The organism is Halobacteroides halobius DSM 5150 (genome assembly GCF_000328625.1).
GTDB lineage: Bacteria > Bacillota > Halanaerobiia > Halobacteroidales > Halobacteroidaceae > Halobacteroides > Halobacteroides halobius.
In genome coordinates this window covers 1,760,463-1,785,211 of record NC_019978.1, presented here as the reverse complement: position 1 = coordinate 1,785,211, position 24,749 = coordinate 1,760,463, and the positions used below count along the sequence as shown (strand labels likewise).

Sequence of the window (24,749 nt, the reverse complement as noted above, 5' to 3'; positions counted from 1 at the left end):
GATAAATAAAGGATTATAAATCTATTGTTATTTAGTTTGAGTATTTTTCTTCTTATTTTAATTATCAAATAAATTGTGGAGGGGTAATATGTTTAATAAGAAAAAGATTTCGTTATCATTAGTATTAGTCTTAGTAGTAGGATTTTTATTTTCAACAAATGCTTTTGTTGATGCATGGTGGATTTTTGGTGATGATGAAGAAAAGAATCAAGAAAAGGTTTTAGAAATGTGGACGAGAGAAGTTAGTGCTCAAGTAATTAAGCCAGCAATTAAAGAATTTAATACCAAAAACAAAAATATTGAAATTCAATTAACTTCAATTCCACAAAGTAATTTTGCCGATAAGTTTGCTACAGCTTTAGCCTCAGGCTCAGCCCCAGATATTGTTTCAATTGATTTAGTATTGGTTCCTTACTTTTCTTCAGTGAATGCTTTTAAAGATATCACTGAGAAATATAATTCGCTAAAGTTTAAAAATCAACTTGTTAATAACATGGTTAGATTAGGTAAGTATAAAGGACGACAGTATGCATTACCATTTAGTTCAGATGTGTCCGCTTTATTATATAATAAAGACCATTTTAGAGAAGTTGGTTTAGACCCAGAAAAGCCTCCAAAAACATGGGAAGAATTACGTGAATATGCCAAAAAATTAACAACTAAAGAGCATTATGGTTATGGGTTTTCTGGTGCTAATGGAGGAGCTCAGATGTTTACCTTTATGCCTTATGTTTGGGGTAATGGAGGACAAATTTTAAATAATAGTAAAACAAAATCAATATTTAATTCTCCAGAAACAAGGGAAGCATTTAATTTATATAAAAATTTATTAGAAAATAAGGTTGTTCCTCCTGGTTCAGTTAGTTATGGTTGGGTACAAGCTCAAGGTGCATTTACATCAGGCAAAGTTAGTATGTATCCTAGTGGAAACTTTATGGTTTCTCTTTTAAATAAGAAGTATCCTAATCTTGATTTTGGTGTTGCTTTACTTCCTAAGTCTGAAGATGGCAGTCATTCATCATTTGCTGGTGGAGAGTTAATTGCTATTCCTAAAAACTCTGATTATCCAAAAGCAGCTTGGAAATTTATTAAATATGCTTTATCAAAGAAAGTTCAAGTTAATTATTTTGCTAAGAATGGCACCATTCCAGTACGGAAGGATTTCTTTGATAATAAATATTTTGAAGCAAATCCAGTATATAAAGTGTTCACTAAGGCTTTAACAGTAGCTAATACTCCAAAAACTATTAGATATCGACAGTTAATTAATCCTCTTGTAACTACTGTTCAGATGATACTTAATGGGAAAACAACTACTAAAGAAGCGCTTTCTAAATTTGACACTAGAGTTAACCAAATTTTGAAGAATTAATTATATTCAAAAGTAAGATGAGTTATAAATAATTATTTGGCTCATCTTACTTTAATTTATTTTAGGAGGAATTGCTGATGCAACTAAAAGGTAAAAGTAAATTATCGAGAGTAAAAGATGAAAACAAATTATTAAATTTCATAAAAAATATAAAGATTAGTCATATTGCTTTTATTTTACCAGCTCTTATCTTAAATTTAATTTTCTTTATGTATCCTTTAATACGAGTAGTCTTCATGTCATTTCATAAATGGCCAGTATTAGGAAGAAAGATTTTTCTTGGTCTACAAAATTATCTTGAATTGCTTTATGATCCTATATTTTGGAGTGCTTTAGGGTTTACTTTCGAATATACATTGATGGTAACTCCCCCTATGTTTATAATAGCTTTTTTCTTAGCTTTATTAGTAAAAAATCGGTTACCTGGAACAGTTATTTTTAGGTCAATTTATTTTTTACCAGTTGTTATTTCTATGGTTTCTTGTAGTCTGGTTTGGTTATGGATCTATAATGATTTATATGGGATTTTAAATTATTATCTTATGCAATTTGGGATTATTGAAAATTCAATTATTTGGATGGGTCAACCAGACACTTCATTACCAGCAATTTCATTTATGATAGTTTGGAAAATGACTGGATTTACAATGGTAATCTTATTAGCTGGGCTGCAAGGAATATCAGATAAGCTATATGAAGCTGCTAGAATGGATGGTGCGAATTTTTGGCAAAAGATTAGATATATTACCTTGCCTATGCTTAAACCAACTATAGGTCTTGCCTTAGTTATTTCAGTTATAGGGTCGGTATTAGCATTTTCGCAATTTGTAGTAATGACTAAAGGGGGGCCAGCTAACAGTACAACAACAATTGTTTATTGGATATATAAAACATCATTTAAGTTCTTTAAATTAGGATACGGTGCAGCAATGACTGTTGTATTATTAATGATCCAATCATGTTTAAGCTGGCTTCAAATAAAGTTTACTTCAGCTGAATATTAATATTATAAAAAAGGTGGTGATTAGTTTGAATAATTTAATTAGGAGTATAAAAAAGCATAAATTGCAATATTTAATTAATATTATCCTTGTTGTGGCATTTCTATTGCCAATTGGTTGGACTATAAGTACTTCTCTAAAACCAACAAATGATATTACTCAATTGCCTCCAGAATGGATTCCTGAGAATATCACTTTGAATCATTATAAAAAGATATTTACTTTTGAAAATGGAATTTTTTCAACCTATTTTATAAATAGTGTATTGCTAACAACTTTGACCGTATCCCTTGTGGTAGTAATTTCAGCATTAGCTGGATATGGTTTTTCTAAATTGGATATTCCTTTTGGAAATTTATTTAAAATGTTAATTTTACTGGCTTTAATGATTCCTTTTCAAACATTGTTAGTTCCTTTATATTCATTAATAGATGATTTAGGGATTTTAAATACTCGTATTGCGTTAGTTTTCATATATGTTACATTTTTCTTACCCTTTGGAGTTTTTATGATGACTAATTCATTTGATTCAGTACCTAGTAGCTTACGAGAGTCAGCACTTTTAGATGGAGCAAATGAATTGGAGACTTTTTTAAAAGTATATTTACCACTAGGATTACCAGGATTAGCTACAACTGCTGTGTATGCAGCTTATAGAACTTGGAATGATTTTATAGTGGCTTTGATATTTGCTACATCAAATGAATTGAGACCTTTAAATGTAGGTTTAAGTGTGTTAGCAGTTGGGAAGTATGGAACAAGCTGGGGATTATTAACTGCAGGAGTTATAATTAGTATTCTTCCTATGATGATATTATATGCTTTTTTACAGAAGTATTTTGTTGCTGGCTTGACAAGTGGTTCCGTAAAGTAGCAAAAAGTAATATTTAATAATGATAAAAAATCTTTATTTGGAGGGATAGAATGAGAATTGCAGATAATAGAATCCAAGATTTATCAATAACAGAAGTTGAGATTAATGATGAATTTTGGAATCATCGTTTACAAGTTAATAGAGAAGTTACATTAAAGCATCAATATGAACGTTTAGAAAGTAGTGGACGCCTTGATAATTTTTTTAAGGCAGCTGGTAAAAAAGGTGGAGATTATAAAGGGATGTTTTTCAATGATTCAGATGTTTATAAATGGTTAGAGGCAGCTAGTTATGTATTAGCAAATTATTCAGATAAAAAGCTTAGAAATAGAATAGATAAAGTAATCTCTATTATTGATGATGCACAAGAAGAAAATGGTTATCTTAATACTTACTTTACATTGGAAGAACCAGATAAAAAATGGACTAATTTTGGGATGATGCATGAATTATATTGTGCGGGACATTTATTTCAAGCAGCGGTGGCTCATTATCAAGCAACTAATCAAGAATCTTTATTAGATATTGCCTGTGAATTTGCTGACCATATTTATGAAGTATTTATAAGGAATAAGAAGAAAGGTATTCCAGGGCATGAGGAGATCGAGTTGGCTTTAATAGAACTTTATCAAGTAACAAAATCTAAAAAATATCTTGAATTAGCTCAGTATTTTATTGATAACCGTGGTCAAGTGAATTCTCCCTTTAAACAAGAATTAAATAATTTAGAATCAATAGCGGGCTATCAATTCAGAGAAGATATTGAGAACTATGGTAATCCTAGTGCAGATGAACTGTATCAGGAACTTTATTTAGATGAAAATGATAATTATGCTGGAGAATATGCTCAAGATCATCTTCCAGTTCGGGAACAAGATAAAGTAGTAGGTCATGCAGTGCGTGCTATGTACTTATATTGTGGAATGGCTGATGTAGCTATGGAAACTAAAGATCATGAATTAATACAAGCATTAGGAAATTTATGGGCAAACATGACTAAAAAAAGAATGTATGTAACTGGTGGTATTGGTTCTGCCCATCATAATGAAGGCTTCACTGCAGATTATGATCTTCCAAATGATACAGCTTATGCTGAAACTTGTGCTGCAGTAGGAAGTATGATGTGGAATCAGCGGATGCTAAAATTAACTGGTGAAGCTTGTTTTGCTGATATTATTGAGCGAACTTTATATAATGGTTTTCTTTCTGGAGTATCTTTAACGGGAGATAAATTCTTTTATGTTAATCCGTTAGAAAGTGATGGTACTCATCATCGTAAAGGTTGGTTTAAAGTTTCTTGTTGTCCACCTAATATAGCTCGTTTTCTCGCTTCTCTTGAGAAGTATATCTACTTAAAGAATGAAGATTGTATCTTTATTAATCAGTATATCTCTGGAAAAGGAAAAGTATCTATTGCAGAGGAAGAAGTAATAATCAGACAGGATACTGCTTATCCATGGGATGATAAAGTAAATATAAAAATTAATTTGAAGAATCCATCTGAATTTACTTTAAGTCTTCGAATACCTGATTGGTGCCAAGAGGCATCACTTCAAATAAACAATCAATCACTTGAAATTGAGTCTATTATTAATGATAATGGTTATGCACAAATAAGGCGTAAATGGAGGAATGGAGATCAGATAAGATTAGAATTTGCTATGCCTATTGAAAAAGTAACAGCACATCCATTAGTTACTCAAAATAAAGATAAGGTTGCTTTGAAAAGGGGTCCAATTATTTATTGTTTAGAGGAAATGGATAATTTAGCTTCTTTAGATGATATTCTATTGCCTGCTGAAGAAGAACTAGAATTTTATTATAAGCCAGATTTTTTAGAGGGAGCGGGAGTTATAAAAGGAGAAAGCGAAGTGCCAGATATGATGGGATGGAAAAATCATCTTTATCAAAATGTAAATGAAGTTACTTTTCGTTCTGTAGAATTTAAAGCTATTCCTTATCATTTATGGGATCATCGTGAATCTGGTAAAATGAGAGTTTGGATTAGGTCTAAATGAAAAAACATTTTAAAATATAGGTTGTTGAATAAAAAAATCCAATTTTAAAAAGGAAAAGTTGCTCCTTTTCTAGTAGTGTATAGGTGATCAAATCTTAAAACTAGACTAGAAAGGAGCAACTAATAATAATTATATCACTTGAAAAAATAAAAGAAAACACCTTCTATTAAATTAGTTCTAGCTAAATGAAATTTATTGTCTTAGAGAATTAGAGTCTAAACTTAAAGATGACCTATGAGCTCTTGGAATTATTGGATTTAATGAAGTTCCTGATCACTTTACTTTTGCTATTAGATTTAAACAACTTGAAAAAACAAAGTTTAATATACTTTTTCAATTAGTTGTTAAAAAGTTAAATCCTAATATTAGAATTACATCTACTGATGAGACAGTTTTAAGAAGCTCTAAAAATGATCTAGATTTAATATGCTAACAGATATGAATTATAAAAATGCGGATTCTATATATGATTTTAATGATCAATGTAGAATATAAAGTGGTATTTATTTCAATTATCCTATGGGAGAACAAATGTATAAAAACAGATTAATTGTTGAAAGATTATTTTTAATTTTAAAGTAACGATATAATTTAGAATCACTTAGGTTATATAGTTTCAAAAAATATAAATTTCACGTTATGTGGATTATTTTACTTTATTTAATCGAAAAGTTGGTTGATAAAGAAAATGAAATAGCAGATAATAAATTTCCTTGGAATAGATATATTCTGATTACTAAATAGCAGTTAAAAATCTAACTTGTGATTTCTGGGAAATTTATTAAGTTAATTATTCAATAAGGTAATATAATAAGTAACTTTGCAAATGCTTTTTGGAGTTTTGGGGATGATAAAAGAGGATTCAGGAAGTAATTCAGTTGTAGGATTTCAAATGTGGACTTTTGTTAATGCACATGCTGATTATTATAAAATGAAGATAAGTTGTATAATTTTCAATCTGGCTTGACATTAATATAAATTCAGTTTATAATTTAAATATAATATTTGTACGTATATCATGATAAATAGAACAAGTATAATATAAGTGAAGGATGATAATTTATGAAGGAAGATTATTTGCCAAAGTATGTTAAGATTAGAAATAAAATCAAGGAATCTATCAATCAAGGGCAGATAAAACCAGGTGATAAATTACCAACAGAGAATGAGTTAACTAAAAAATACGATGCAAGTAGACATACTGTTAGAAAAGCATTAAATATATTAAATCAAGAGGGACTTTTAAACAAAAAGCAAGGTGTAGGAACTTTTCTAAAAGAAAATACTAAGGTAAAAACAGGTAATATAGGATTTATCAGTATTAGCTTACATGATTATATCTTTGCTGATATTTTAAATGGTGTTGATAATATTTTTCACGAAGAAGGTTATCAGATATTATTAGGTAATTCTAAAGATAGTCAATTAAGAGAAAAGGAAATTTTGGAGAAATTTCTTGAAAAAAATATAGATGGATTAATTATTGAACCAGCTAAAAGTGCTCATGATTATCAAAATATGGCTTTATTAGAACGTTTTGTAGATAATTATATACCAGTAGTAATTTTAGATAGTAAATTTAGAAATGATAAGTTTAATTATATAACTGTAAATGATGAAAAAGGAGGATATCTAGCTACAGAATTTTTCTTAGATAAAGGACATAATAATGTTGCTATAATATACAAGGAATTGCATAAACCTTCTATTAATCGTTTTCAAGGTTATAAAAAAGCTTTAGAAGAGAGAGAGATACCAGTTTATAATGATTATGTGAAAAAATATCATATTTCAGAATTTGAGAAAAGAGAAAAGTTTGAGGAAGAAATATTTGATTTAACAAAAGAGCTAATGGAGTATCAAGAGCCACCTACAGCTATTTTTTGTTTTAATGATCAAATTGCTATCTTAGTTAAAGAAATATTGAATGATTTAGAGTTAGAAGTTCCTCAAGATATATCTATAATTGGTTTTGATAATTCTGATTTAGTTAGGTTAAATAATATTTCAATTACATCTATTGATCATCCAAAAGAAAAAGCTGGAGAGAAAGCTGCTAAGATTATTTTAGAAAATATTGAAGGGTCAACTTCACAATTTAATGAAAATATTGTTTTTACACCAAAATTAATTAAAAGAGAATCAGTATTAGATTTAAATTAAATAATTTGATTTGACAATTTTACAGATTTATTTTATAATTTAGATAACCAATAGCAATTATAAAATAAGTATAATAGGTGGTTATAAGAAGATAATATTTATAACAATCCACAGTATTTTAAAAGCAATTTAATTTGCTGGTTAAGGTGTCTGTGGTTTTATTATTTATAATTATTGTCTGCACAATAGTACAATAATTGCTCTATTGTGAGTAGAAGATTAATTATAAAAGATAATTATTTATTATTTATTGTATGTACAACCGTATGTTATATTTGGAAAGTAAATGCTAGAATATGTTTTGTTTTTTATTATACTAGAAAAGAAGACCAAATAGTTACAAAATAAAAAGGGAGGTCAAATAATGAAAAATCTAGAAGAATTTGAAATTTGGTTTGTTACTGGAAGTCAACATTTATATGGTGAGGAAGTATTAGAAAAGGTTGCTGAGCATTCAAAAGAGATTGTTGAATCATTTTCAAAATCAGAAAAAATACCTGTAAAAGTAGTTTATAAGCCTGTATTAACAACATCAGCAGATATTAAGCAATTATGTTTAGAAGCTAATGCTGCTCAGGATTGTATTGGATTAGTTACTTGGATGCATACCTTTTCTCCAGCTAGAACCTGGATTGAAGGATTAAAAGCTTTACAGAAGCCATTTGCTCATTTGCATACTCAATTTAATCGAGAAATACCATGGTCTGAAATAGATATGGACTTTATGAATACTAACCAGTCAGCTCATGGAGGCCGTGAATTTGGTTTTATTGCTTCTCGAATGGAGAAAAATAGAAAAGTAATTGTTGGTCATTGGCAAGATGATGAAGTTATTGATCAACTTGCAACTTGGATGCGAGCAGCTGCTGCATGGGCTGATGCACAAGGGGCCAAGATAGCTAGATTTGGTGACAATATGCGTCAAGTAGCAGTTACAGAAGGCGATAAAGTTGAAGCTCAGATGAAATTTGGTTATGAAGTTAATGGTTATGCTGTAGGAGATCTTGTTGAGTATGTTGATGAAGTTAGTAAAGCAGAAATTGATGAGCTAATTAATGAATATCAAGAAGAGTATGTTGTGGCTGATGAACTTCTAGCTGGTGGGGAGCAACATCAATCTCTTAGAGATGCTGCTAGAATTGAGATTGGAATGCGTTCTTTCTTAGAAGATGGTGACTTTAAAGGATTTACCACAACTTTTGAGAATTTACACGGGTTATCACAACTACCAGGTCTAGCAGTGCAGAGATTAATGGCTGAGGGTTATGGATTTGGCCCGGAAGGAGATTGGAAGACTGCTGCTTTAGTTAGAGCTATGAAGGTAATGGATGCTGGGCTTGAAGGTGGAACTTCTTTAATGGAGCATTACACTTATCATCTTGATCAACAGGATACAAAAGTTTTAGGAGCTCATATGCTAGAAGTTTGTGAAACTATTGCTGCTGATAAACCAGTTTTAGATGTACATCCATTAGGAATTGGTGGGAAAGATGATCCAGCTAGATTAATATTTGATACAGCAAGTGGGTCAGCAGTAAATGCTTCAGTAGTAGATATGGGGAATAGATTCCGTTTAATTATTAATGAGGTAGATGTAGAAGAACCTGAAGAAGATTTACCAAATCTACCTGTAGCAAGAGTATTATGGAAACCAAAACCTAACTTACAAACTGCAGCTTCTGCTTGGATTCATGCTGGAGGAGCACATCACGCTGGATTTAGTCAAGCATTGACTGTTGAGCATCTACGAGATTTTGCAGAAATAGCAGATTTAGAGTGCTTATTAATTGATGATGAAACTAAGTTACCAGACTTCAAGAAAGAACTTAAGTGGAACGATATTTATTATAAACTTAATGATTAATTACATTAAGAAAGGAGGATAATATGTTAGAAAATTTAAAAGAGGAAGTACTACAAGCTAACTTGGAGTTGCCTGAACGTGGATTAGTAACTTATACGTGGGGTAATGTAAGTGGAATTGATAAAAAAAAAGGATTGGTGGTTATTAAACCAAGTGGTGTACCATATGAAGAAATGACTGTAGAGGATATGGTTGTTGTAGATTTAGAAGGAAATAAAGTTGAAGGTGAATTAAATCCATCTTCAGATACGGCAACCCATTTAGTTTTATATAATAACTTTCCTAAAATTGGTGGAATAGTTCATACACATTCTCCTTGGGCTACTAGTTGGGCGCAAGCTGGCAAAGAAATTCCTGCATTAGGAACTACTCATGCTGATTATTTCTATGGTGCGATACCGTGCACTAGAAAAATGAATAAAGAGGAAATTCAAGGAGAATATGAAGTTGAAACTGGCAATGTAATAGTAGAAACCTTTGCTGATAAAAAAGCTTCTTATGTACCAGGTATTATAGTTAATAATCATGGTCCTTTTTCTTGGGGGGAAGATGCTACTAATGCTGTTCATAATGCAGTTGTGATGGAAGAAGTAGCAAAAATGGCTTATCGAACTGTAAAGTTAACTCCAGAGATTGGAGCTATTGATCAGGTTTTACTAGATAAACATTTCTTAAGGAAACATGGAGAGGATGCTTATTATGGGCAAGGATAACCAGTAAAAATAATTAAGAACGGAGGTTTATTTATGGGTACAGAAAAAAAAGAAAGGCAAGCAATGATTAATAAGGGAGATACTGTTTTAGGTATTGAATTTGGTTCAACCCGGATTAAAGCAGTCTTACTTGATGGAAATAATGAAATAATTGCTGCAGGTAGTCATAACTGGGAAAATAGTTATACAGATGGAGTTTGGACCTATAGCCTGGAAGAGATTTGGGCAGGGGTTCAGAGCAGTTACAGAGATATGGCAGAGAATGTTAAGGCCAAATATGAGGTTGAACTAACAAGAATTGCTTCTATTGGTTTTAGTGGAATGATGCATGGGTACTTGCCTTTTGATAAAGACAATAATCTACTTGTCCCTTTTAGAACATGGCGTAATAACTTTACCGAAAAAGCAAGTGAGAAATTAACGGATCTTTTTGATTATCCAATTCCACAACGCTGGAGTATTGCCCATTTGTATCAAGCTATTTTAAATGATGAGAAACATGTAGCTGATATTAATTATATGACTACTTTGGCTGGTTATGTTCATTGGAAATTATCGGGTGAAAAAGTATTAGGTATAGGAGAAGCATCAGGAATGTTCCCAATTGATATTGAAACAACTTCTTATAATGAGAGAATGCTAGAGCAGTTTAGTGACTTAATAGCAGATAAGAATTTTTCTTGGGAACTAGAAGATATTCTTCCGACAGCATTAGTTGCTGGTGAAGATGCAGGTACATTGACTGAAGAAGGGGCCAAACTTCTTGATCCTTCTGGAAAACTCGAAGCAGGAAGTTTAATGTGTCCACCAGAGGGAGATGCTGAAACAGGTATGGTAGCTACCAACAGTATTGCTGAACGTACAGGAAATGTATCAGCTGGTACATCTGTTTTTGCAATGGTAGTTCTTGAAGATAATCTAGACGAAGCTCATCCTGAACTAGATTTAGTAACAACACCATCAGGAAAATTGGTTGCTATGGCTCATTCCAACAACTGTGCTTCTAATTTAGATGCTTGGATTAATCTCTTTAAAGAAGTAACGACTGCTCTAGGTTTTGATGTAGATATGACAACTCTGTATGAAACTTTATTCAACAAAGCACTTGAAGGTGATAAAGATTGTGGTGGTCTTTTAGCTTACGGATATCTATCTGGAGAACATATAACAGGTTTTGAAGAAGGTCGTCCCTTATTTGCCAGGTCTTCTGATAGTAATTTTAATTTAGCGAACTTTATGCGTGTTAACCTACAGAGTTCTTTAGGTGCTATGAAAATGGGAATGGATATTCTTTTAAAAGAAGAGGGTGTCAAGTTGGATAAGATGCTTGGTCATGGTGGTTTGTTTAAGACAGAAGGTGTTGCCCAGCGTTTAATGGCTGCAGCAGTTAATGCACCAGTTTCTGTGATGGAGACAGCCGGTGAGGGTGGTGCCTGGGGAATTGCTCTTTTAGCATCTTATCGTTTGAATAAAAAGGATGAGGAAAGTTTAGAAGACTTTTTAAATGAATATATTTTTACAGAGCAAAATGAGAAAATTATCGAACCTAAATCTGAAGATGTTAAAGGCTTTGAAACTTTTATGAAAAGATATAAAGAATGTCTTCCTGTAGAAAGGGCAGCTGTTGAATGTTTAAAATAATCAATAGTGGTGATTTGAAATGGATAATTATTTAAATAAGAAATTCAAGTGTGACTGTGGTCGAGAACACAAGGTTCCAATTAAAGAGGTTATAATAGAAGATAATGCTTTAAAAAAGGTTCCTAATTTAATTGATAAGTTGACTGATGAAGACAAAATCTTTTTAGTTGGTGATCAAAACACTTTTGCTGTGGCTGGTAATCAACTAGTAGATATTTTAGAGGCGTCAGATTATGAAGTGGAGATAATTACGTTAAGAGAAGGCGGGAAAGATCATGTAATTCCTGACCCTAAGGCATTATTTGCAATTCTTGAGAAGATAGATAACCAAGGTTATATAATAGCTTGTGGTTCAGGAGTAATTAATGATTTAACTGCTTTTGTTAGTGCTAAATTAGATCGGCCTTATACAGTGGTAGCCACAGCTCCTTCAATGGATGGTTATGCTTCATCAGTTTCTTCTTTAACAATAGATGGAGTAAAAAAAACATATGTAACTACTCCTCCAGAGGCTATTATAGCCGATTTAGATATTTTAAAAGAAGCTCCTTGGGAGATGATTCAGTCAGGTTTTGGAGATTTATTAGGAAAAATGACTTCTTTGTTAGATTGGAAATTATCACGAATACTATTTAATGAATATTACTGTTCGAGAGCAGTTAATCTAGTAGAAGAAGAATTGGAGAATATAATTCAAATCGGTGGCAAGCTACAAGACCGAACTGAAGAGAGTATAGCTACTTTAACTAAAGGTCTGATCTCTTCTGGTTTAGCAATGTTAATGGTGGGCAGTTCACGTCCAGCTTCAGGTAGTGAACACCATATATCTCATTTTTTAGATATGTATTCTGCTTTGCATAATGTTAAAGTTCCGACCCATGGAATAAAAGTTGCTTTGGGAACTTATTTTTCTTCCGCATTTTATTCTCGTTTATATAAACTTGATTTTACAGATTTAAGTATTGATTATAATAAAGAAGAAAGAATTAATAGAATAAATAAAGGTTACCAAGAAAATGCGCCCAAAATTTTAAAACTTTTAACTGCTAGATGGGCCAAGGATAGATTAGATATAGGTCAGTTAGAAAATAAAGAAAAAGAAATTAAAGCAATGATTGATCAAGTCTATCATAACTTAACTAAAATTCCAGATCTACTGTTAAAAGTAGGTATTTTAGAGCGCAAAGATATTAATGAACTAAATAAAGATTGGATAGAGGCAGCTATAAGATATGGTTTTGAGATTAGAAATAGATATACAGTAACAACACTTTTGTCTCAGATAGGATATCTTGATCAGTGGGCCAAAGAGTTAGTTGAAGAATTGTAGGAGGCTGAACAAATGAATGATTTGGCTAATATAGAATGTTTTTTACTAGATATGGATGGAACATTTTATCTAGAGGATCATTTGATACCAGGTGCCTTAGATTTTATAGAGACTTTAGAGAAACAGAATAAAGAGTATGTATTCTTGACAAATAATTCTTCTAAAAGTTCTAGAGATTATCAAACTAAACTAAAGAGACTTGGGTTATGTGTTCCTTTAGATAAAATAATTAACTCTGGAGAAGTAACAGCAGATTATATTTATAATCAAAATTCAGAGGCAAAGGTTTATGTAGTAGGAACTAATTCTTTAAAAGCTGAGTTTGAAGAAATAGGATTAGAAGTTATAACAAAAGGAGAAGTGTTAGATCATAATCAGTCAGTTGATTATGTGGTATTAGGATTTGATACTAGCTTAAACTATCAAAAGCTAAAAGTTGCTCACACATTGATTCTAGAAGGGGTTGAATATATAGCTACTAATCCTGATTATGTCTGTCCTCTAGCAGGAGGGAAGACAATCCCTGATTGTGGTTCTATGATTGATTTATTAAAAGCATCAACTGGAAAAGAACCTTTAGTCATGGGAAAACCAAATGATGCCATGGTCAATTATATATTATCCACTCAGGATTTAAAAAAAGATAAGATAGCTATGGTAGGAGATAGGTTATATACTGATGTTAAATTTGCTATTAATGCTGATATAACTAGTATCCTAGTTCTTACAGGAGAAACTGATTTGGCCCAGTTAGAAGAGAGTCAGCAGAATCCAGATTATGTGTTAGATTCAATTAAAAAGTTAGGAAATAGGATATAATCTTATTCTATTTTAAAATATATAGGAGAGTGATAACAGATGAAATTTTTTATTGATACTGCCAATTTAGAGGAGATTAAAAAGGCTGCAAGTTTAGGTGTCATTGATGGAGTAACAACTAATCCAAGTCTAGTTGCTCGAGAAGGAGATGTTGATTTTCACACACGAATCAAAGAAATTTGTGAATTAGTAGATGGACCAGTAAGTGCTGAGGTTATTAGCCTTAAAGCAGAAGGAATGATAGAAGAAGCTAGAGAACTAGCTAAATTGGCTGATAATGTAGCAGTTAAGATTCCAATGACAGAAGAAGGATTAAAAGCAGTAAAGGCTTTAGAAAATGAAGGGATAAATACTAATGTCACATTAGTATTTTCAGCTAATCAGGCTTTATTAGCAGCTAAAGCAGGAGCAACTTTCATTAGTCCATTTGTAGGTCGATTAGATGATAGAGCCCATGAAGGGATGAAGTTAATAGATGAGATCAACACAATCTTAGAGAACTATGGATTAGATAGTGAGATTATAACAGCTAGTATTAGAAGCCCTCGTCATGTAAAAGAAGCAGCATTAATAGGAGCAGATATTGCTACAATTCCATTTGGAGTAGTACAGAAGATGTCTAAGCATCCACTAACAGATATTGGAATCCAGAGATTTTTAGATGATTGGGAAAGTACAAAAGAGTAATTAGTTAAAGCAGGAGGGGAAATAATGTTAAATGAAGTAGCTAATATAATCAGAGGATTATCAGCTGATGGAGTTGAAAAAGCTAATTCAGGACATCCAGGTTTACCATTAGGGTGTGCTGAAATAGGCAGTGTATTGTATGGAACAGAAATGAGTTATGATCCAAGTAAGTCAGATTGGCCAAATAGAGATCGATTTGTATTATCAGCCGGCCATGGTTCAATGTTTTTATATTCATTATTACATTTATCAGGTTTTGATGTAAGTCTAGAGGACTTAAAGGAATTTAGGCAGTTAGATTCTAAGACGCCAGGACATCCAGAGTGTGATGAGACTGATGGTGTAGAGACTACAACAGGACCATTAGGTCAAGGTTTTGCTAATGCAGTAGGTATGGCAGTTAGTGAGAGAATGCTGGCTGAAAGGTACAATACGGCTGATTTTGAGATTGTAAACCATTATACATATACCTTACTAGGTGATGGAGGTATGATGGAAGGAATAGTATCTGAAGCAGCATCTCTAGCAGGACATCTAGGTTTAGGTAAATTAATTGCTATTTATGATGATAATGAAATCTCTATTGGTGGAGATACAGATATTACCTTCACAGAGGATGTACCAACTAAATTTAAAGCTTGTGATTGGCATGTAATTGATGGTGTAGATGGCCATGATCCAGAAGCTATTAAAGCAGCTTTTGCTCAAGCAAAAGAAGTAACAGATAAGCCAAGTTTAATTGTCGCAGAGACTAAAATTGGCTTTGGAGCTCCTAATAAAGAAGGAGAGAGTGCAGCCCATGGTGCACCATTAGGAGAAGAAGAAATTAAAGGAATGAAAGAAAATTTAGGTTTACCAGTAGATAAGGACTTTTATGTCTCAAAAGAGGTAAGAAATTTCTTTGCTCAGAGAAGAGAAGAGCTAAAGGAAGAAAGAAAAGCTTGGGAAGCAGAATTTACTAAGTGGGCCAAGGCTAATCCAGAGCTTAAAGAAAAATGGGATACAGCTCACAACCAAGAATTACCTGCTGATCTAAGAGAAACAATTGCTGATCTTAAGATAGAGACACCGATCGCCACAAGAAAAGCTTCTGGAGCAACACTAAGAAAGATTGCTGATGAAGTTGACTATCTAGTAGGTGGTTCAGCAGATTTAGCTCCATCGAATAAGACGTATTTAAATAAATATGATGAAATCCAAGCAGGAGAGTATCAAGGACGTAATTTCCGCTTTGGAGTTAGAGAACATGCTATGGCAGCTATGGCCAATGGTATAGTACTACATGGTGGCTTAAGGCCATTTGTGTCAACCTTCCTTGTCTTCTCAGATTATATGAGAGGAGCAATCAGGTTATCGGCTCTAATGAAGCAACCAGTAGTTTATGTCTTAACCCATGATTCTATCTATGTAGGAGAAGATGGGCCAACTCATGAGCCAATTGAACATGTAGAATCACTAAGGTTAATTCCTAACTTAAATGTAATTAGACCAGCTGATGCAGCAGAGGCAAAAGCAGCTTGGATTCAGGCTATGGAGAGAACTGACGGACCAACAGTACTTGTATTAACTCGTCAGAATCTACCGAATATAGAAAAAGAAGATGCTAGTGCAATCTATAAAGGTGGTTATGTAGTTAGTGAAGCAGCAGACGCTGACGTCACACTGATGGCTAGTGGTAGTGAAGTATCTCTAGCAGTAGAAGTAGCAAAAGAGTTACAAACAGAAGGGAAGGTAGCTAGAATAGTATCTATTCCAGATCGAGATAAATTCTTAGCGCAAGGTAGTGATTATGTAGCTGAAGTACTAGGCGATCAAGATATTTTACGAGTAGCCATGGAAGTTGGTGTTGGTCAAGGTTGGTATCAATTCTTACAAGAAGGAGATCATCTTGTTAGTATGGATCAATTTGGTGCTAGTGGACCAGGAGCAGAAGTGGCTCAAAAGTTTGGTTTTGAAGCTAAAGAGATTACTAAGGATATAATGACTAGATTACAATAGAAATTAAGCTTATTATAAATCTATCTCAGTTGGTTATAGATAATCAAAATAAATATCTATTACCAACTGAGAATATTTTTTGAGGGGGGATTTTATGGAACATCGTACATTAGGTAGGACTGGTTTAGAAGTGAGCATATTAGGTTTTGGTGGTTTTCATTTGTTAGAAATTCCTACTCAAGAAGCTACTAAATTACTAAATCGTTATTTGGACCAAGGTGGCAATTATATTGAAACTGCTGCTGATTATGGTGATGGAGAGTCAGAAAGAAAGATTGGAGAGGTTATTGCTAAGAGAAGAGAAGAAGTTATTTTAGCTAGTAAGACTAGTTCTAGAGATAAGCAGGGTGCCAGAGTAGATATTGAAAGAAGTCTAAAGAATTTGCAGACTGATTATTTAGACTTAATCTTTATGCATGGAGTGGGAACTGAAGAAGAGTTAGAAACAATTTTAAGTTCTGGTGGTGCAATGGAAACAGTAAGAGAATTACAAGCTGCAGGTAAAGTCGGGCATCTTGCTATTTCAATGCATGGTCAACCTGATGTATTAATTAAAGCTTTAGAAACAGATGAATTTGATGTAGTAATGGCTACCTTAAATTATTTTGATCGTTTTAATTTTCCTAAGCTAGAATCGGAATTAATCCCCTTGGCTCAAAATAATAACATAGGAATTATCTGTATGAAACCAATTGCAGATGGATTTTTATGGCGTTCAGCTAAGAAGGCTTTTCGTTATTCATTTTCTTTACCAGTCTCAATGGTAGTAACAGGAATGAACAGTCTGGAAATGTTAGAAACTGATATAGAGTTAGCCAATAATTTCACTCCAATGACTAATAGAGAAAAAGAAAAATTATTTAGTGAAGCGCCTGAATTAGGAGATTATATTTGTCGTCAATGTGATAAATGCTATGCTTGTCCAGAGGAAATCGACATTAAAGAAATATTTAAATTAGAAGGCTACTATGATCGTCAAATGAGAGACGGAAAACCTCGTAATCCAGAAAAGTTTGCTTTACGAGATAGACTTCGTTTCTGGTTTGGTAATGATGGTCTGGCTCAAGAATTATATCAACAATTAAAAGTACAAGCAGATTCATGTACTAAATGCCAACAATGTTTAGAGTATTGTCCATATGATTTACCGATTATAGATAAGTTAGAAATGTCTCATTATAAACTGGGTTCAGATGATAGTATTTTTTAAAAATTAATTAGGAGGGATAGAAATGAAGATAGAAAAGCAAGATTTTGGTAAATTAAAGAGTGGTCAAGAAGTAACTAAATATCTACTAAGTAATGAAAACTTACAAGTAAATGTAATTAACTACGGAGGAATTATTACAGAAATTTATGCTCCTGACCAAGCAGGAAATAAGGAGAATATAGTGTTAGGTTTTGATAATATAGAAGATTATGAAGAAAAGTCACCTTATTTTGGAGCAATTATAGGACGTCATGCCGGACGAATTGGTAATGCAGAGTTTACTCTTAATGGAAAGAATTATAAGTTAGCTCAAAATGAAAATAAAAATAATTTACATGGTGGCCCAACTGGTCTAGACAAAAGAATCTGGGATGTTAAAGAAGTAGAGACTGGTATTGAACTAACTTATTTTAGTTCGCATTTAGAGGAAGGGTTTCCGGCTAATGTAGAGTTTACAGTTAGATATTTATTAGAAGATAATGAATTAATAATAGAGTATCAAGCTAAACCTGACCGAGAAACTATTATTAATTTAACTAATCACACTTATTTTAATTTATCAGGTACTGTTGGAACTGATATTTTAGAGCACAAGTTAATGATAGAGGCTGAAGAATTTATAGCTCTTGATGAAGAATCAATTCCTACAGGAGAGCTAAGGACAGTAGCAGGTACTCCTTTTGATTTTAGAGAATTTAAAGAAATTGGACTGGAGATAGATGCAGATGATAAACAACTTGAATTTACAGGTGGTTATGATCATCCATTTGTCCTAAAAGAGAAGAAAAAAGGTATAATGCTTAAAGAAGAAGAATCTGGCAGAGCTTTAGATATCTCAACTGACCAGCCAGTTGTAGTATTTTACGCTGGGAATCAACTTGAAGCTGGAAGATTGGCTCTTTGTTTAGAAACACAAGATTATCCTAATGCAATCAATGCAGATAACTTTCCTACTAAAACTTATACACCAGATAATATTTATCAGGCTAAAACAAAATATAGGTTTTATGTAGATTAGAAAATTAAAGGTAGGGTGAAGTTTAAATGGCTGAGAGTTATAGTAAAATTGGATTTAAGCAACAAGTTGAGAAAAATTATAAAACTAATTTTTATGCTAATGTATTTGATGGTTCATTTTTTGCTTTTGGAAAGGGATTTGTTTCTTTAAGTACAATTTTACCATTATTCGTTCACCAGTTAACTAGTTCTAAATTTTTAGTTAGTATGATTACAGCTATTTTAATGTTTGCGTCTAATTTACCGCAATTATTTTCTGCTAGAATTATAGAAGGATTAGAACACAAGAAGAAAGCGGTACTTTTATTAGGGTTATTACAAAGATTACCTTGGTTATTATTAGCTATACTAACTTATTTATTACCGCATAGTCAATGGTTGTTAGTTATCTTTTTCTTTTGTTGGGGATTATATAGCCTAGGTTCGGGGTTAGTAGTACCTGCTTGGTTTGACTTACTTTCAAAAGTGATACCTGTAGAGCGAAGAGGAAAGTTTTTTGGCTATAGAACCACCTTAAGTAGTATTTTAAAATTAATAGCAGCTTCAATTGCAGGGTATATAATTAGTTATTTTAATTTTCCTTTTAACTTCACTATTTTATTTAGTCTAATGTTTATTTCAACTATGATTTCTTATATTTGTTTAACTCTAATTAAAGAGCCAGATTATCCAATAGCAAATGAATCAAAATCTTTTGTGGATTATTTTAAAAATCTACCTAAGTTAATAACCAAAAATATTAATTTTCGTAATTATTTATTGAGTGTGTTCTTGATTCAATTTATTGGGATGGCTAAAGGACTATTTACAGTAGCAGGAATAGAACGACTAGCATTAGAAGGAGAAACAGCCAGTCAAGTTGTGGGTATTTTTACAGTTTTATTAATTGCTAGTCAAACTGTAACTAATATTCTTTGGGGACATATCAGTGATAAATATGGTCATAAAATAGTAATTTTATTTGCTGCAATTTTTAATGCTACAGGAGTTTTAATTGCTTTATTTGCTAACAATGTGATTGCTTTTTATTTAGTATTTATTTTTACTGGCATAGCTTTAGGTGGAAATAGAGTATCTTTTATGACTATTATTCCTGAATTTTGTTCTGCTGAAGAAAGACCAACTTATATTGGTATTACCAATACAATTAAGGGAATAACTATGACATGTGTTTCTATGTTAGGTGGATTATTAGTTGATTTATTAAATTATAAAGTAGTATTTGGGATTACCTTTATAATGATTAGTTTAGGTAGTCTTATTCTATTTTATCAAGTGCAGGACCCACGATTTGAGATAGAGTAAGTAATTCATTTCTTAGTATAGTTGACAGCACTAGTTATTATAAGATATAATGAATCTAATCGATTAGATTTAAAATTTGAGAATAGAAAAAGGAGATGAAGAAGATGACTAAAGAACAAAAGCAATCAAAACCAATTAAATATCCTAAACCACTTATAGAGCAAAGAGCAGATCCATTTATTTATAAACATAGTGATGGTTATTATTATTTTACTGGTTCTTACCCTGATTTTGATCGGATTATTTTAAGAAGATCTGAAACTATTGCAGGTCTTGCTGATGCTGATGAGAAAGTGATTTGGTGGAAGCATGATGGGGGAAAAATGGGATCTCATATCTGGGCACCAGAGATACATTATATTGATGATAAATGGTATATCCATTTTGCTGCAGGAGATGCAGGTAAGGGGCCATCTACAATACGCCCATATGTTTTAGAATCATCTGATTCTAACCCTTTAGAAGGGGATTGGATAGAAAAAGGGCAGATTAATTTAGATTTTGAAAGCTTCAGTCTTGATGCAACAACTTTTGAACATCAAGGTGATAGATACTTAATTTGGGCCCAAAAGGATGTAAAAGAGATTAATTCATTCCTTTATATTGCTAAAATGAGCAATCCATGGACGATTTGTACTAGACAAGTTAAAATAGCTGCCCCCCAGTATAACTGGGAGAGAAGAGGTTTTAATGTCAACGAAGGACCTGCTGTAATTAAAAGAAGTGGTAAAATATTTGTTGCTTATTCAGCTAGTGCTACTGATGAAAATTATTGTATGGGTCTCTTAACTGCTGCAGAAGATAGTGATTTATTAGATCCAGAATCATGGACTAAAACTCCTCGCCCAGTATTTGAAACAAATGTTGAAAATGGTGAATATGGTCCAGGTCATAACTCTTTTACTGTAGCAGAAGATGGAATTACTGATCTTCTTGTCTATCATGCGCGACCTTATAAAGGTTTTTTGGAGGGTAAAGACCCACTTAGTGATCCAAATCGTCATGCCCAAGTACAACAGTTATACTGGAATGATGATGGAACACCAGACTTTAAAGTTCCTGGTTATAAAGAGAAAAAGTAATTTTATTACACTGTTATATTGTTTGACAATAATAGTAGTTATAAGATATAATAGTCTAAACGGTTAGGAGCTATTATAATAAGGTGTAAGGAGGACAATAAATGGCTACTATGAAGGATGTAGCAGAAAATGCAGGGGTTTCAGTTGCTACTGTTTCTGCTGTTATTAATAAAGATTCTGGGGTTAATGTTAGTGAGAGGTTAACTAAAAGAGTTGAAAAAGCAGTTAAAGAATTAAATTATAGACCAAATAGAATAGCAAGAGCGCTTTCTAGAAAAGAAACTCACACATTGGCTTATATTGTTCCAACAATAGATAATAATTTTTTTTCACAGATGGCGAAATATATTGAAGATATGGCTTTTGAAAAAGGATATAGTGTTTATCTTTGTAATACAGAAAGTAAAGCCGATAGATTAGATTTATATATGCAAAATTTATTAGAAAATAGAGTTGATGGGATTATTACAACCCTAACTTGGGAAATTAGCGAAAGTAACTTTATTGAAACAGTAAATGCAGAAGGGATACCTATAGTTGGGTTAGCTGGTGCTAGAATAGTTGATGGAATTGATACTGTTACAATAGGTGATTTAGAAGGTGCAAGAATTGCTACAAATCATTTGCTTAAAAAAGGCTATTCTAAAATTGGATTTATTGGTGTTAAAGAAAGTAAGACAACTCAAGAAAGATTGGCTGGTTTTAAAAGGTCACTACAAGAAGCAAATATTGATTTTAATGATGAGTATGTTAAATTAGGAAGTGGTTTTTCTAGAAGACAAGGATTTGAACTTACAGAGAAATTGGTTAACAATCATCCTGAATTGACTGCTATTTTTGTCTATAATGATGTAATGGCAGCAGGAGTCATAGATAAATTAAATCAATTAAAGATAAATATACCTGAAGATATAGCTGTTATAGGCTTTGATGATAGTGTAGCTACTTATGTCAGGCCTAAATTGACTACTATGGCATTACCTAAAGAGAAAATGTCTAAACTTGCTATCGATATGTTATTTGAAAGAATGGAGAAAAAAGAATCAGAGCTATATCATACAAAAGTCATACCAAAACTTATTAAAAGAAAATCAACTTAATTTTAGAATTTTTCGAATATTAGTTGATTTATGGTTGACATTAACTAATATAAATTATATAATTTTAATAGTTGATGATTATTTCTAAACGTTTAGAAATACAATTTATTTTTTTATAATTTTCTAAGCGTTTAGAAGAAATGTTTTAAAAATAATCAAGGGGGTGTGGAATTTACTAATTATTATTTTAAATTAAATATATTTTAGTTTATTTGCAAAAAATATAGAAAAGCGTAAGTGGATGTGTTATAATAAGGCGGCCAAATAATAATTGATAATAATCTATAATATACAAGTTATAAGAGTAATTATATAAGCTATAATAAGTTAGTAAATAAAAACATAAGACTATAAGATTATAATACCCATAACTTACATCCGTTTTGTTCCATTTATAAAAGGGATGATTTAAGTATGGGTATTTGTTGTTTATTAGGTTGAATTTTGTAGATGTTGTAGTAAAAATAGGAGGAGGGAGAAAATGTTTAAAAGAAAAAGTCTTATATTATTGGTTTTAATGCTAAGTTTGACTTTGGCTATTGTAGGTTGTGGAGGAAATAATCAATCGGCAGATAATTCTGCTCCTAAAAAAGATATAGCTGAAAAACAAAACCAAGTAGATCAATCTAAAGATAAAGTTAGTAATACTGACAAGCTAGACCAGGCTCCAGAGTTAAAGAAATTAGTAGAGGCAGGTAAGTTACCACCTCTAGAAGAGAGATTACCAGAAAATCCAATGGTAGTTAAGCCAGAAAATGAGATTGGAAAGTATGGAGGGACTATTTATTTAACACAGTTTAGTGCTAACAGTCTTGGTATTCCAGGGCATGTTAATTCAGAAGCCCCTCTTACTTTTAATAGAGATTTTAATAATCTAAAAACTATCGGAAATTTTGTTAAAGATTGGGAATTTGCTAATAAAGGGAAGAAATTAACTCTTCATTTACGCAAGGGAATTAAATGGTCAGATGGAGAGCCATTAACTGTTCATGATTTTATGTTCTGGTTTGAAGATATTATGCAAAATAAGGATATTAGTCCTATATTCCCTGCTTGGCTAAAACCAGGTGGAGAACCAATGAAAGTAAATGCTGCAGATGATTATACTTTAGAATTTAAGTTTGCAGCACCTTACTATGGATTTATTGATTGGATTAATGGCTATTGGTACCGAGGTATGGATTTCTTCGTACCAGCCCATTATTTGAAAAAGTATCATATTAAGTATAATCCTAATGCAGATAAATTAGCTAAAAAAGAAGGTTTTGGTTCATGGGTTCAATTATTTAATAATAGAAATTCAGCAATCTTTACTGAAACTAAGCCTGTTGGGAGACCAAGACTTTCGGCTTGGGTAGTCAAGAAGGTTACTCCTACAGGAAGAATTTACGAACGTAACCCTTATTACTGGAAGGTGGATACAGAAGGTAACCAATTACCTTATATTGATAGGATTAAGACTGTTATTACACCAGATGCTGAAACACGTAAGCTAAAGGTGCTGGCAGGAAATATTGACTATATCAGTTCATTCCTATCTCTCAAAGATTATCCGACTTTAAAGAAAAATGAAGAGTCAGGTGGATATAATGCTTGGATAGGAAAATCTCTGTGGGCTAGTAGAGTTACTTTCAGTTTTCAACAGCAGTATGTAGGAGACAAAGTAATGGCTGATATTTTATCAAATAAAAAGTTTCGCCAAGCTCTTTCTCTAGCTATTAATAGAAAAGAGATTAAGGATTTAGTATTTATGGGCCAAGGAACCGCACGACAATTAACATTTACTCCAGGTACAGTGCCTGTCTTTAAGGAAGAATGGGCTAATTCTTACGCTCAATTCAAGCCAGAAAAGGCTAAGCAGATGCTTGATAAGATAGGCTTAGTTGATAAAAATGGAGATGGTTGGCGTGATAGACCTGATGGTAAGACATTATTGCTTAATGTAACGGCTAACTCAAGTAGAGCTTTAAGTGTTGATACAGCTCAATTAGTTCGTGATTATTGGGAGAGTATAGGAGTTAAGATTAATCTTAAGTCAGTAGCAGAAGCTACTTTATGGCAAAGAGAAAGAAATGGTAGAACTCAGGTTATAACTAAGTTTATGACAGGATCTAGACCACCTTGGGATCAGTATACTCCTACTAATCTTACTCATTATAAATGGGGTAATTGGTTAGCTTATTATAATCCATTTGAAGAAAAAGTAAGAGATATTCCTGAAGATGCAAATGCTGTAAAACCACCTCAAGAGATTATCGATTGGTATACTTGGGGACAGAAATTACCTCATGTTAGTGGAGAGAAGAAGAAAGAACTTTTAACTAAGATTGGAGATAAAGTTGCAGAACAGATTCTATCAATTGGAACAGTTGGTATGGCTGGACACGTAGGGGTATCCAATAAAGGGCTTGGTAATGTACGTAAAGTCGGAGATAACCCATCTGTAGCAGCTACCAAAAATGCTTATATGGAACAGTTCTATTGGAAAGATGAAGAGAGAAGAAATGAGTAATTAGAAGTATTTAATTTTAGATATTACATGTGCTAAATTAATT

At 32.2% G+C, this 24,749-nt stretch carries 18 protein-coding genes and 1 pseudogene; all 19 read left to right on the top strand.

What is annotated here, in order from left to right; translation table 11 throughout:
• Nucleotides 1-88 precede the first annotated feature (88 nt).
• The 19 genes and pseudogenes from HALHA_RS08570 to HALHA_RS08485 all read left to right on the top strand — a co-directional run bounded on the left by HALHA_RS08570 (nucleotide 89) and on the right by HALHA_RS08485 (nucleotide 24,706).
• The gene (locus HALHA_RS08570) at nucleotides 89-1,372 is read left to right on the top strand and encodes an ABC transporter substrate-binding protein (protein ID WP_015327402.1); all 1,284 of its coding nucleotides are present in this window, start codon (nucleotides 89-91) and stop codon (nucleotides 1,370-1,372) included.
• Between the two features lie 77 nt (nucleotides 1,373-1,449).
• Nucleotides 1,450-2,376, top strand: coding sequence for a carbohydrate ABC transporter permease (locus HALHA_RS08565; RefSeq protein WP_015327401.1), 927 nt, complete (start codon nucleotides 1,450-1,452; stop codon nucleotides 2,374-2,376).
• Nucleotides 2,377-2,401: 25 nt separating this feature from the next.
• Entirely contained in the window at nucleotides 2,402-3,247 is an 846-nt protein-coding gene (locus HALHA_RS08560; protein ID WP_015327400.1) for a carbohydrate ABC transporter permease, read from the top strand.
• Between the two features lie 50 nt (nucleotides 3,248-3,297).
• A complete protein-coding gene (locus HALHA_RS08555; RefSeq protein ID WP_015327399.1) occupies nucleotides 3,298-5,265 on the top strand; it encodes a glycoside hydrolase family 127 protein in 1,968 nt (655 codons plus the stop codon).
• A 184-nt stretch (nucleotides 5,266-5,449) separates the two neighbouring features.
• Nucleotides 5,450-6,009 (top strand): annotated as a pseudogene (locus HALHA_RS13305) (ISNCY-like element ISAcar1 family transposase); the annotation flags it as partial.
• 318 nt (nucleotides 6,010-6,327) lie between these two features.
• A complete protein-coding gene (locus tag HALHA_RS08550) occupies nucleotides 6,328-7,428 on the top strand; it encodes a GntR family transcriptional regulator (protein WP_015327397.1) in 1,101 nt (366 codons plus the stop codon).
• 364 nt (nucleotides 7,429-7,792) lie between these two features.
• Nucleotides 7,793-9,292, top strand: a complete 1,500-nt coding sequence (gene araA / locus HALHA_RS08545; protein WP_015327396.1) for an L-arabinose isomerase — start codon at nucleotides 7,793-7,795, stop codon at nucleotides 9,290-9,292.
• Between the two features lie 23 nt (nucleotides 9,293-9,315).
• Nucleotides 9,316-10,005, top strand: a complete 690-nt coding sequence (gene araD, locus HALHA_RS08540) for an L-ribulose-5-phosphate 4-epimerase (RefSeq protein WP_015327395.1) — start codon at nucleotides 9,316-9,318, stop codon at nucleotides 10,003-10,005.
• 33 nt (nucleotides 10,006-10,038) lie between these two features.
• The gene (locus HALHA_RS08535) at nucleotides 10,039-11,646 is read left to right on the top strand and encodes a xylulokinase (protein WP_015327394.1); all 1,608 of its coding nucleotides are present in this window, start codon (nucleotides 10,039-10,041) and stop codon (nucleotides 11,644-11,646) included.
• 19 nt (nucleotides 11,647-11,665) lie between these two features.
• Nucleotides 11,666-12,976, top strand: a complete 1,311-nt coding sequence (locus HALHA_RS08530; RefSeq protein ID WP_015327393.1) for a sn-glycerol-1-phosphate dehydrogenase — start codon at nucleotides 11,666-11,668, stop codon at nucleotides 12,974-12,976.
• A gap of 12 nt (nucleotides 12,977-12,988) precedes the next feature.
• Nucleotides 12,989-13,795: an HAD-IIA family hydrolase gene (locus HALHA_RS08525; RefSeq protein WP_015327392.1), complete on the top strand. Its 807-nt coding sequence runs from the start codon at nucleotides 12,989-12,991 to the stop codon at nucleotides 13,793-13,795.
• A 39-nt stretch (nucleotides 13,796-13,834) separates the two neighbouring features.
• Nucleotides 13,835-14,482 carry a fructose-6-phosphate aldolase gene (gene fsa / locus HALHA_RS08520; protein WP_015327391.1) on the top strand — a complete coding sequence of 216 codons (648 nt, stop codon included), beginning with the start codon at nucleotides 13,835-13,837 and terminating at the stop codon, nucleotides 14,480-14,482.
• Nucleotides 14,483-14,506: 24 nt separating this feature from the next.
• Entirely contained in the window at nucleotides 14,507-16,480 is a 1,974-nt protein-coding gene (gene tkt, locus HALHA_RS08515; protein WP_015327390.1) for a transketolase, read from the top strand.
• 94 nt (nucleotides 16,481-16,574) lie between these two features.
• Nucleotides 16,575-17,690: an aldo/keto reductase gene (locus HALHA_RS08510; RefSeq protein WP_015327389.1), complete on the top strand. Its 1,116-nt coding sequence runs from the start codon at nucleotides 16,575-16,577 to the stop codon at nucleotides 17,688-17,690.
• A 22-nt stretch (nucleotides 17,691-17,712) separates the two neighbouring features.
• Nucleotides 17,713-18,708 (top strand): aldose epimerase family protein, encoded by a 996-nt coding sequence (locus HALHA_RS08505; RefSeq protein ID WP_015327388.1) that lies wholly within the window; start codon nucleotides 17,713-17,715, stop codon nucleotides 18,706-18,708.
• Between the two features lie 26 nt (nucleotides 18,709-18,734).
• Nucleotides 18,735-20,012 (top strand): MFS transporter, encoded by a 1,278-nt coding sequence (locus HALHA_RS08500; protein ID WP_015327387.1) that lies wholly within the window; start codon nucleotides 18,735-18,737, stop codon nucleotides 20,010-20,012.
• A 104-nt stretch (nucleotides 20,013-20,116) separates the two neighbouring features.
• On the top strand, nucleotides 20,117-21,094 hold the full coding sequence (locus HALHA_RS08495; RefSeq protein WP_015327386.1) for a glycoside hydrolase family 43 protein: 978 nt from the start codon (nucleotides 20,117-20,119) through the stop codon (nucleotides 21,092-21,094).
• Nucleotides 21,095-21,195: 101 nt separating this feature from the next.
• Nucleotides 21,196-22,194 carry a LacI family DNA-binding transcriptional regulator gene (locus tag HALHA_RS08490; protein WP_015327385.1) on the top strand — a complete coding sequence of 333 codons (999 nt, stop codon included), beginning with the start codon at nucleotides 21,196-21,198 and terminating at the stop codon, nucleotides 22,192-22,194.
• Nucleotides 22,195-22,675: 481 nt separating this feature from the next.
• The gene (locus HALHA_RS08485) at nucleotides 22,676-24,706 is read left to right on the top strand and encodes an ABC transporter substrate-binding protein (protein ID WP_015327384.1); all 2,031 of its coding nucleotides are present in this window, start codon (nucleotides 22,676-22,678) and stop codon (nucleotides 24,704-24,706) included.
• The last annotated feature ends 43 nt before the right edge of the window (nucleotides 24,707-24,749 follow it).

What these genes read in the sequence shown, in the direction of transcription:
- HALHA_RS08570 (WP_015327402.1), top strand. Translation starts at nt 89, where the DNA reads ATGTTTAATAAGAAAAAGATTTCGTTATCATTAGTATTAGTCTTAGTA.
- HALHA_RS08565 (WP_015327401.1), top strand. Translation starts at nt 1,450, where the DNA reads ATGCAACTAAAAGGTAAAAGTAAATTATCGAGAGTAAAAGATGAAAAC.
- HALHA_RS08555 (WP_015327399.1), top strand. Translation starts at nt 3,298, where the DNA reads ATGAGAATTGCAGATAATAGAATCCAAGATTTATCAATAACAGAAGTT.
- HALHA_RS08550 (WP_015327397.1), top strand. Translation starts at nt 6,328, where the DNA reads ATGAAGGAAGATTATTTGCCAAAGTATGTTAAGATTAGAAATAAAATC.
- araA (WP_015327396.1), top strand. Translation starts at nt 7,793, where the DNA reads ATGAAAAATCTAGAAGAATTTGAAATTTGGTTTGTTACTGGAAGTCAA.
- araD (WP_015327395.1), top strand. Translation starts at nt 9,316, where the DNA reads ATGTTAGAAAATTTAAAAGAGGAAGTACTACAAGCTAACTTGGAGTTG.
- HALHA_RS08535 (WP_015327394.1), top strand. Translation starts at nt 10,039, where the DNA reads ATGGGTACAGAAAAAAAAGAAAGGCAAGCAATGATTAATAAGGGAGAT.
- HALHA_RS08530 (WP_015327393.1), top strand. Translation starts at nt 11,666, where the DNA reads ATGGATAATTATTTAAATAAGAAATTCAAGTGTGACTGTGGTCGAGAA.
- HALHA_RS08525 (WP_015327392.1), top strand. Translation starts at nt 12,989, where the DNA reads ATGAATGATTTGGCTAATATAGAATGTTTTTTACTAGATATGGATGGA.
- fsa (WP_015327391.1), top strand. Translation starts at nt 13,835, where the DNA reads ATGAAATTTTTTATTGATACTGCCAATTTAGAGGAGATTAAAAAGGCT.
- tkt (WP_015327390.1), top strand. Translation starts at nt 14,507, where the DNA reads ATGTTAAATGAAGTAGCTAATATAATCAGAGGATTATCAGCTGATGGA.
- HALHA_RS08510 (WP_015327389.1), top strand. Translation starts at nt 16,575, where the DNA reads ATGGAACATCGTACATTAGGTAGGACTGGTTTAGAAGTGAGCATATTA.
- HALHA_RS08505 (WP_015327388.1), top strand. Translation starts at nt 17,713, where the DNA reads ATGAAGATAGAAAAGCAAGATTTTGGTAAATTAAAGAGTGGTCAAGAA.
- HALHA_RS08500 (WP_015327387.1), top strand. Translation starts at nt 18,735, where the DNA reads ATGGCTGAGAGTTATAGTAAAATTGGATTTAAGCAACAAGTTGAGAAA.
- HALHA_RS08495 (WP_015327386.1), top strand. Translation starts at nt 20,117, where the DNA reads ATGACTAAAGAACAAAAGCAATCAAAACCAATTAAATATCCTAAACCA.
- HALHA_RS08490 (WP_015327385.1), top strand. Translation starts at nt 21,196, where the DNA reads ATGGCTACTATGAAGGATGTAGCAGAAAATGCAGGGGTTTCAGTTGCT.
- HALHA_RS08485 (WP_015327384.1), top strand. Translation starts at nt 22,676, where the DNA reads ATGTTTAAAAGAAAAAGTCTTATATTATTGGTTTTAATGCTAAGTTTG.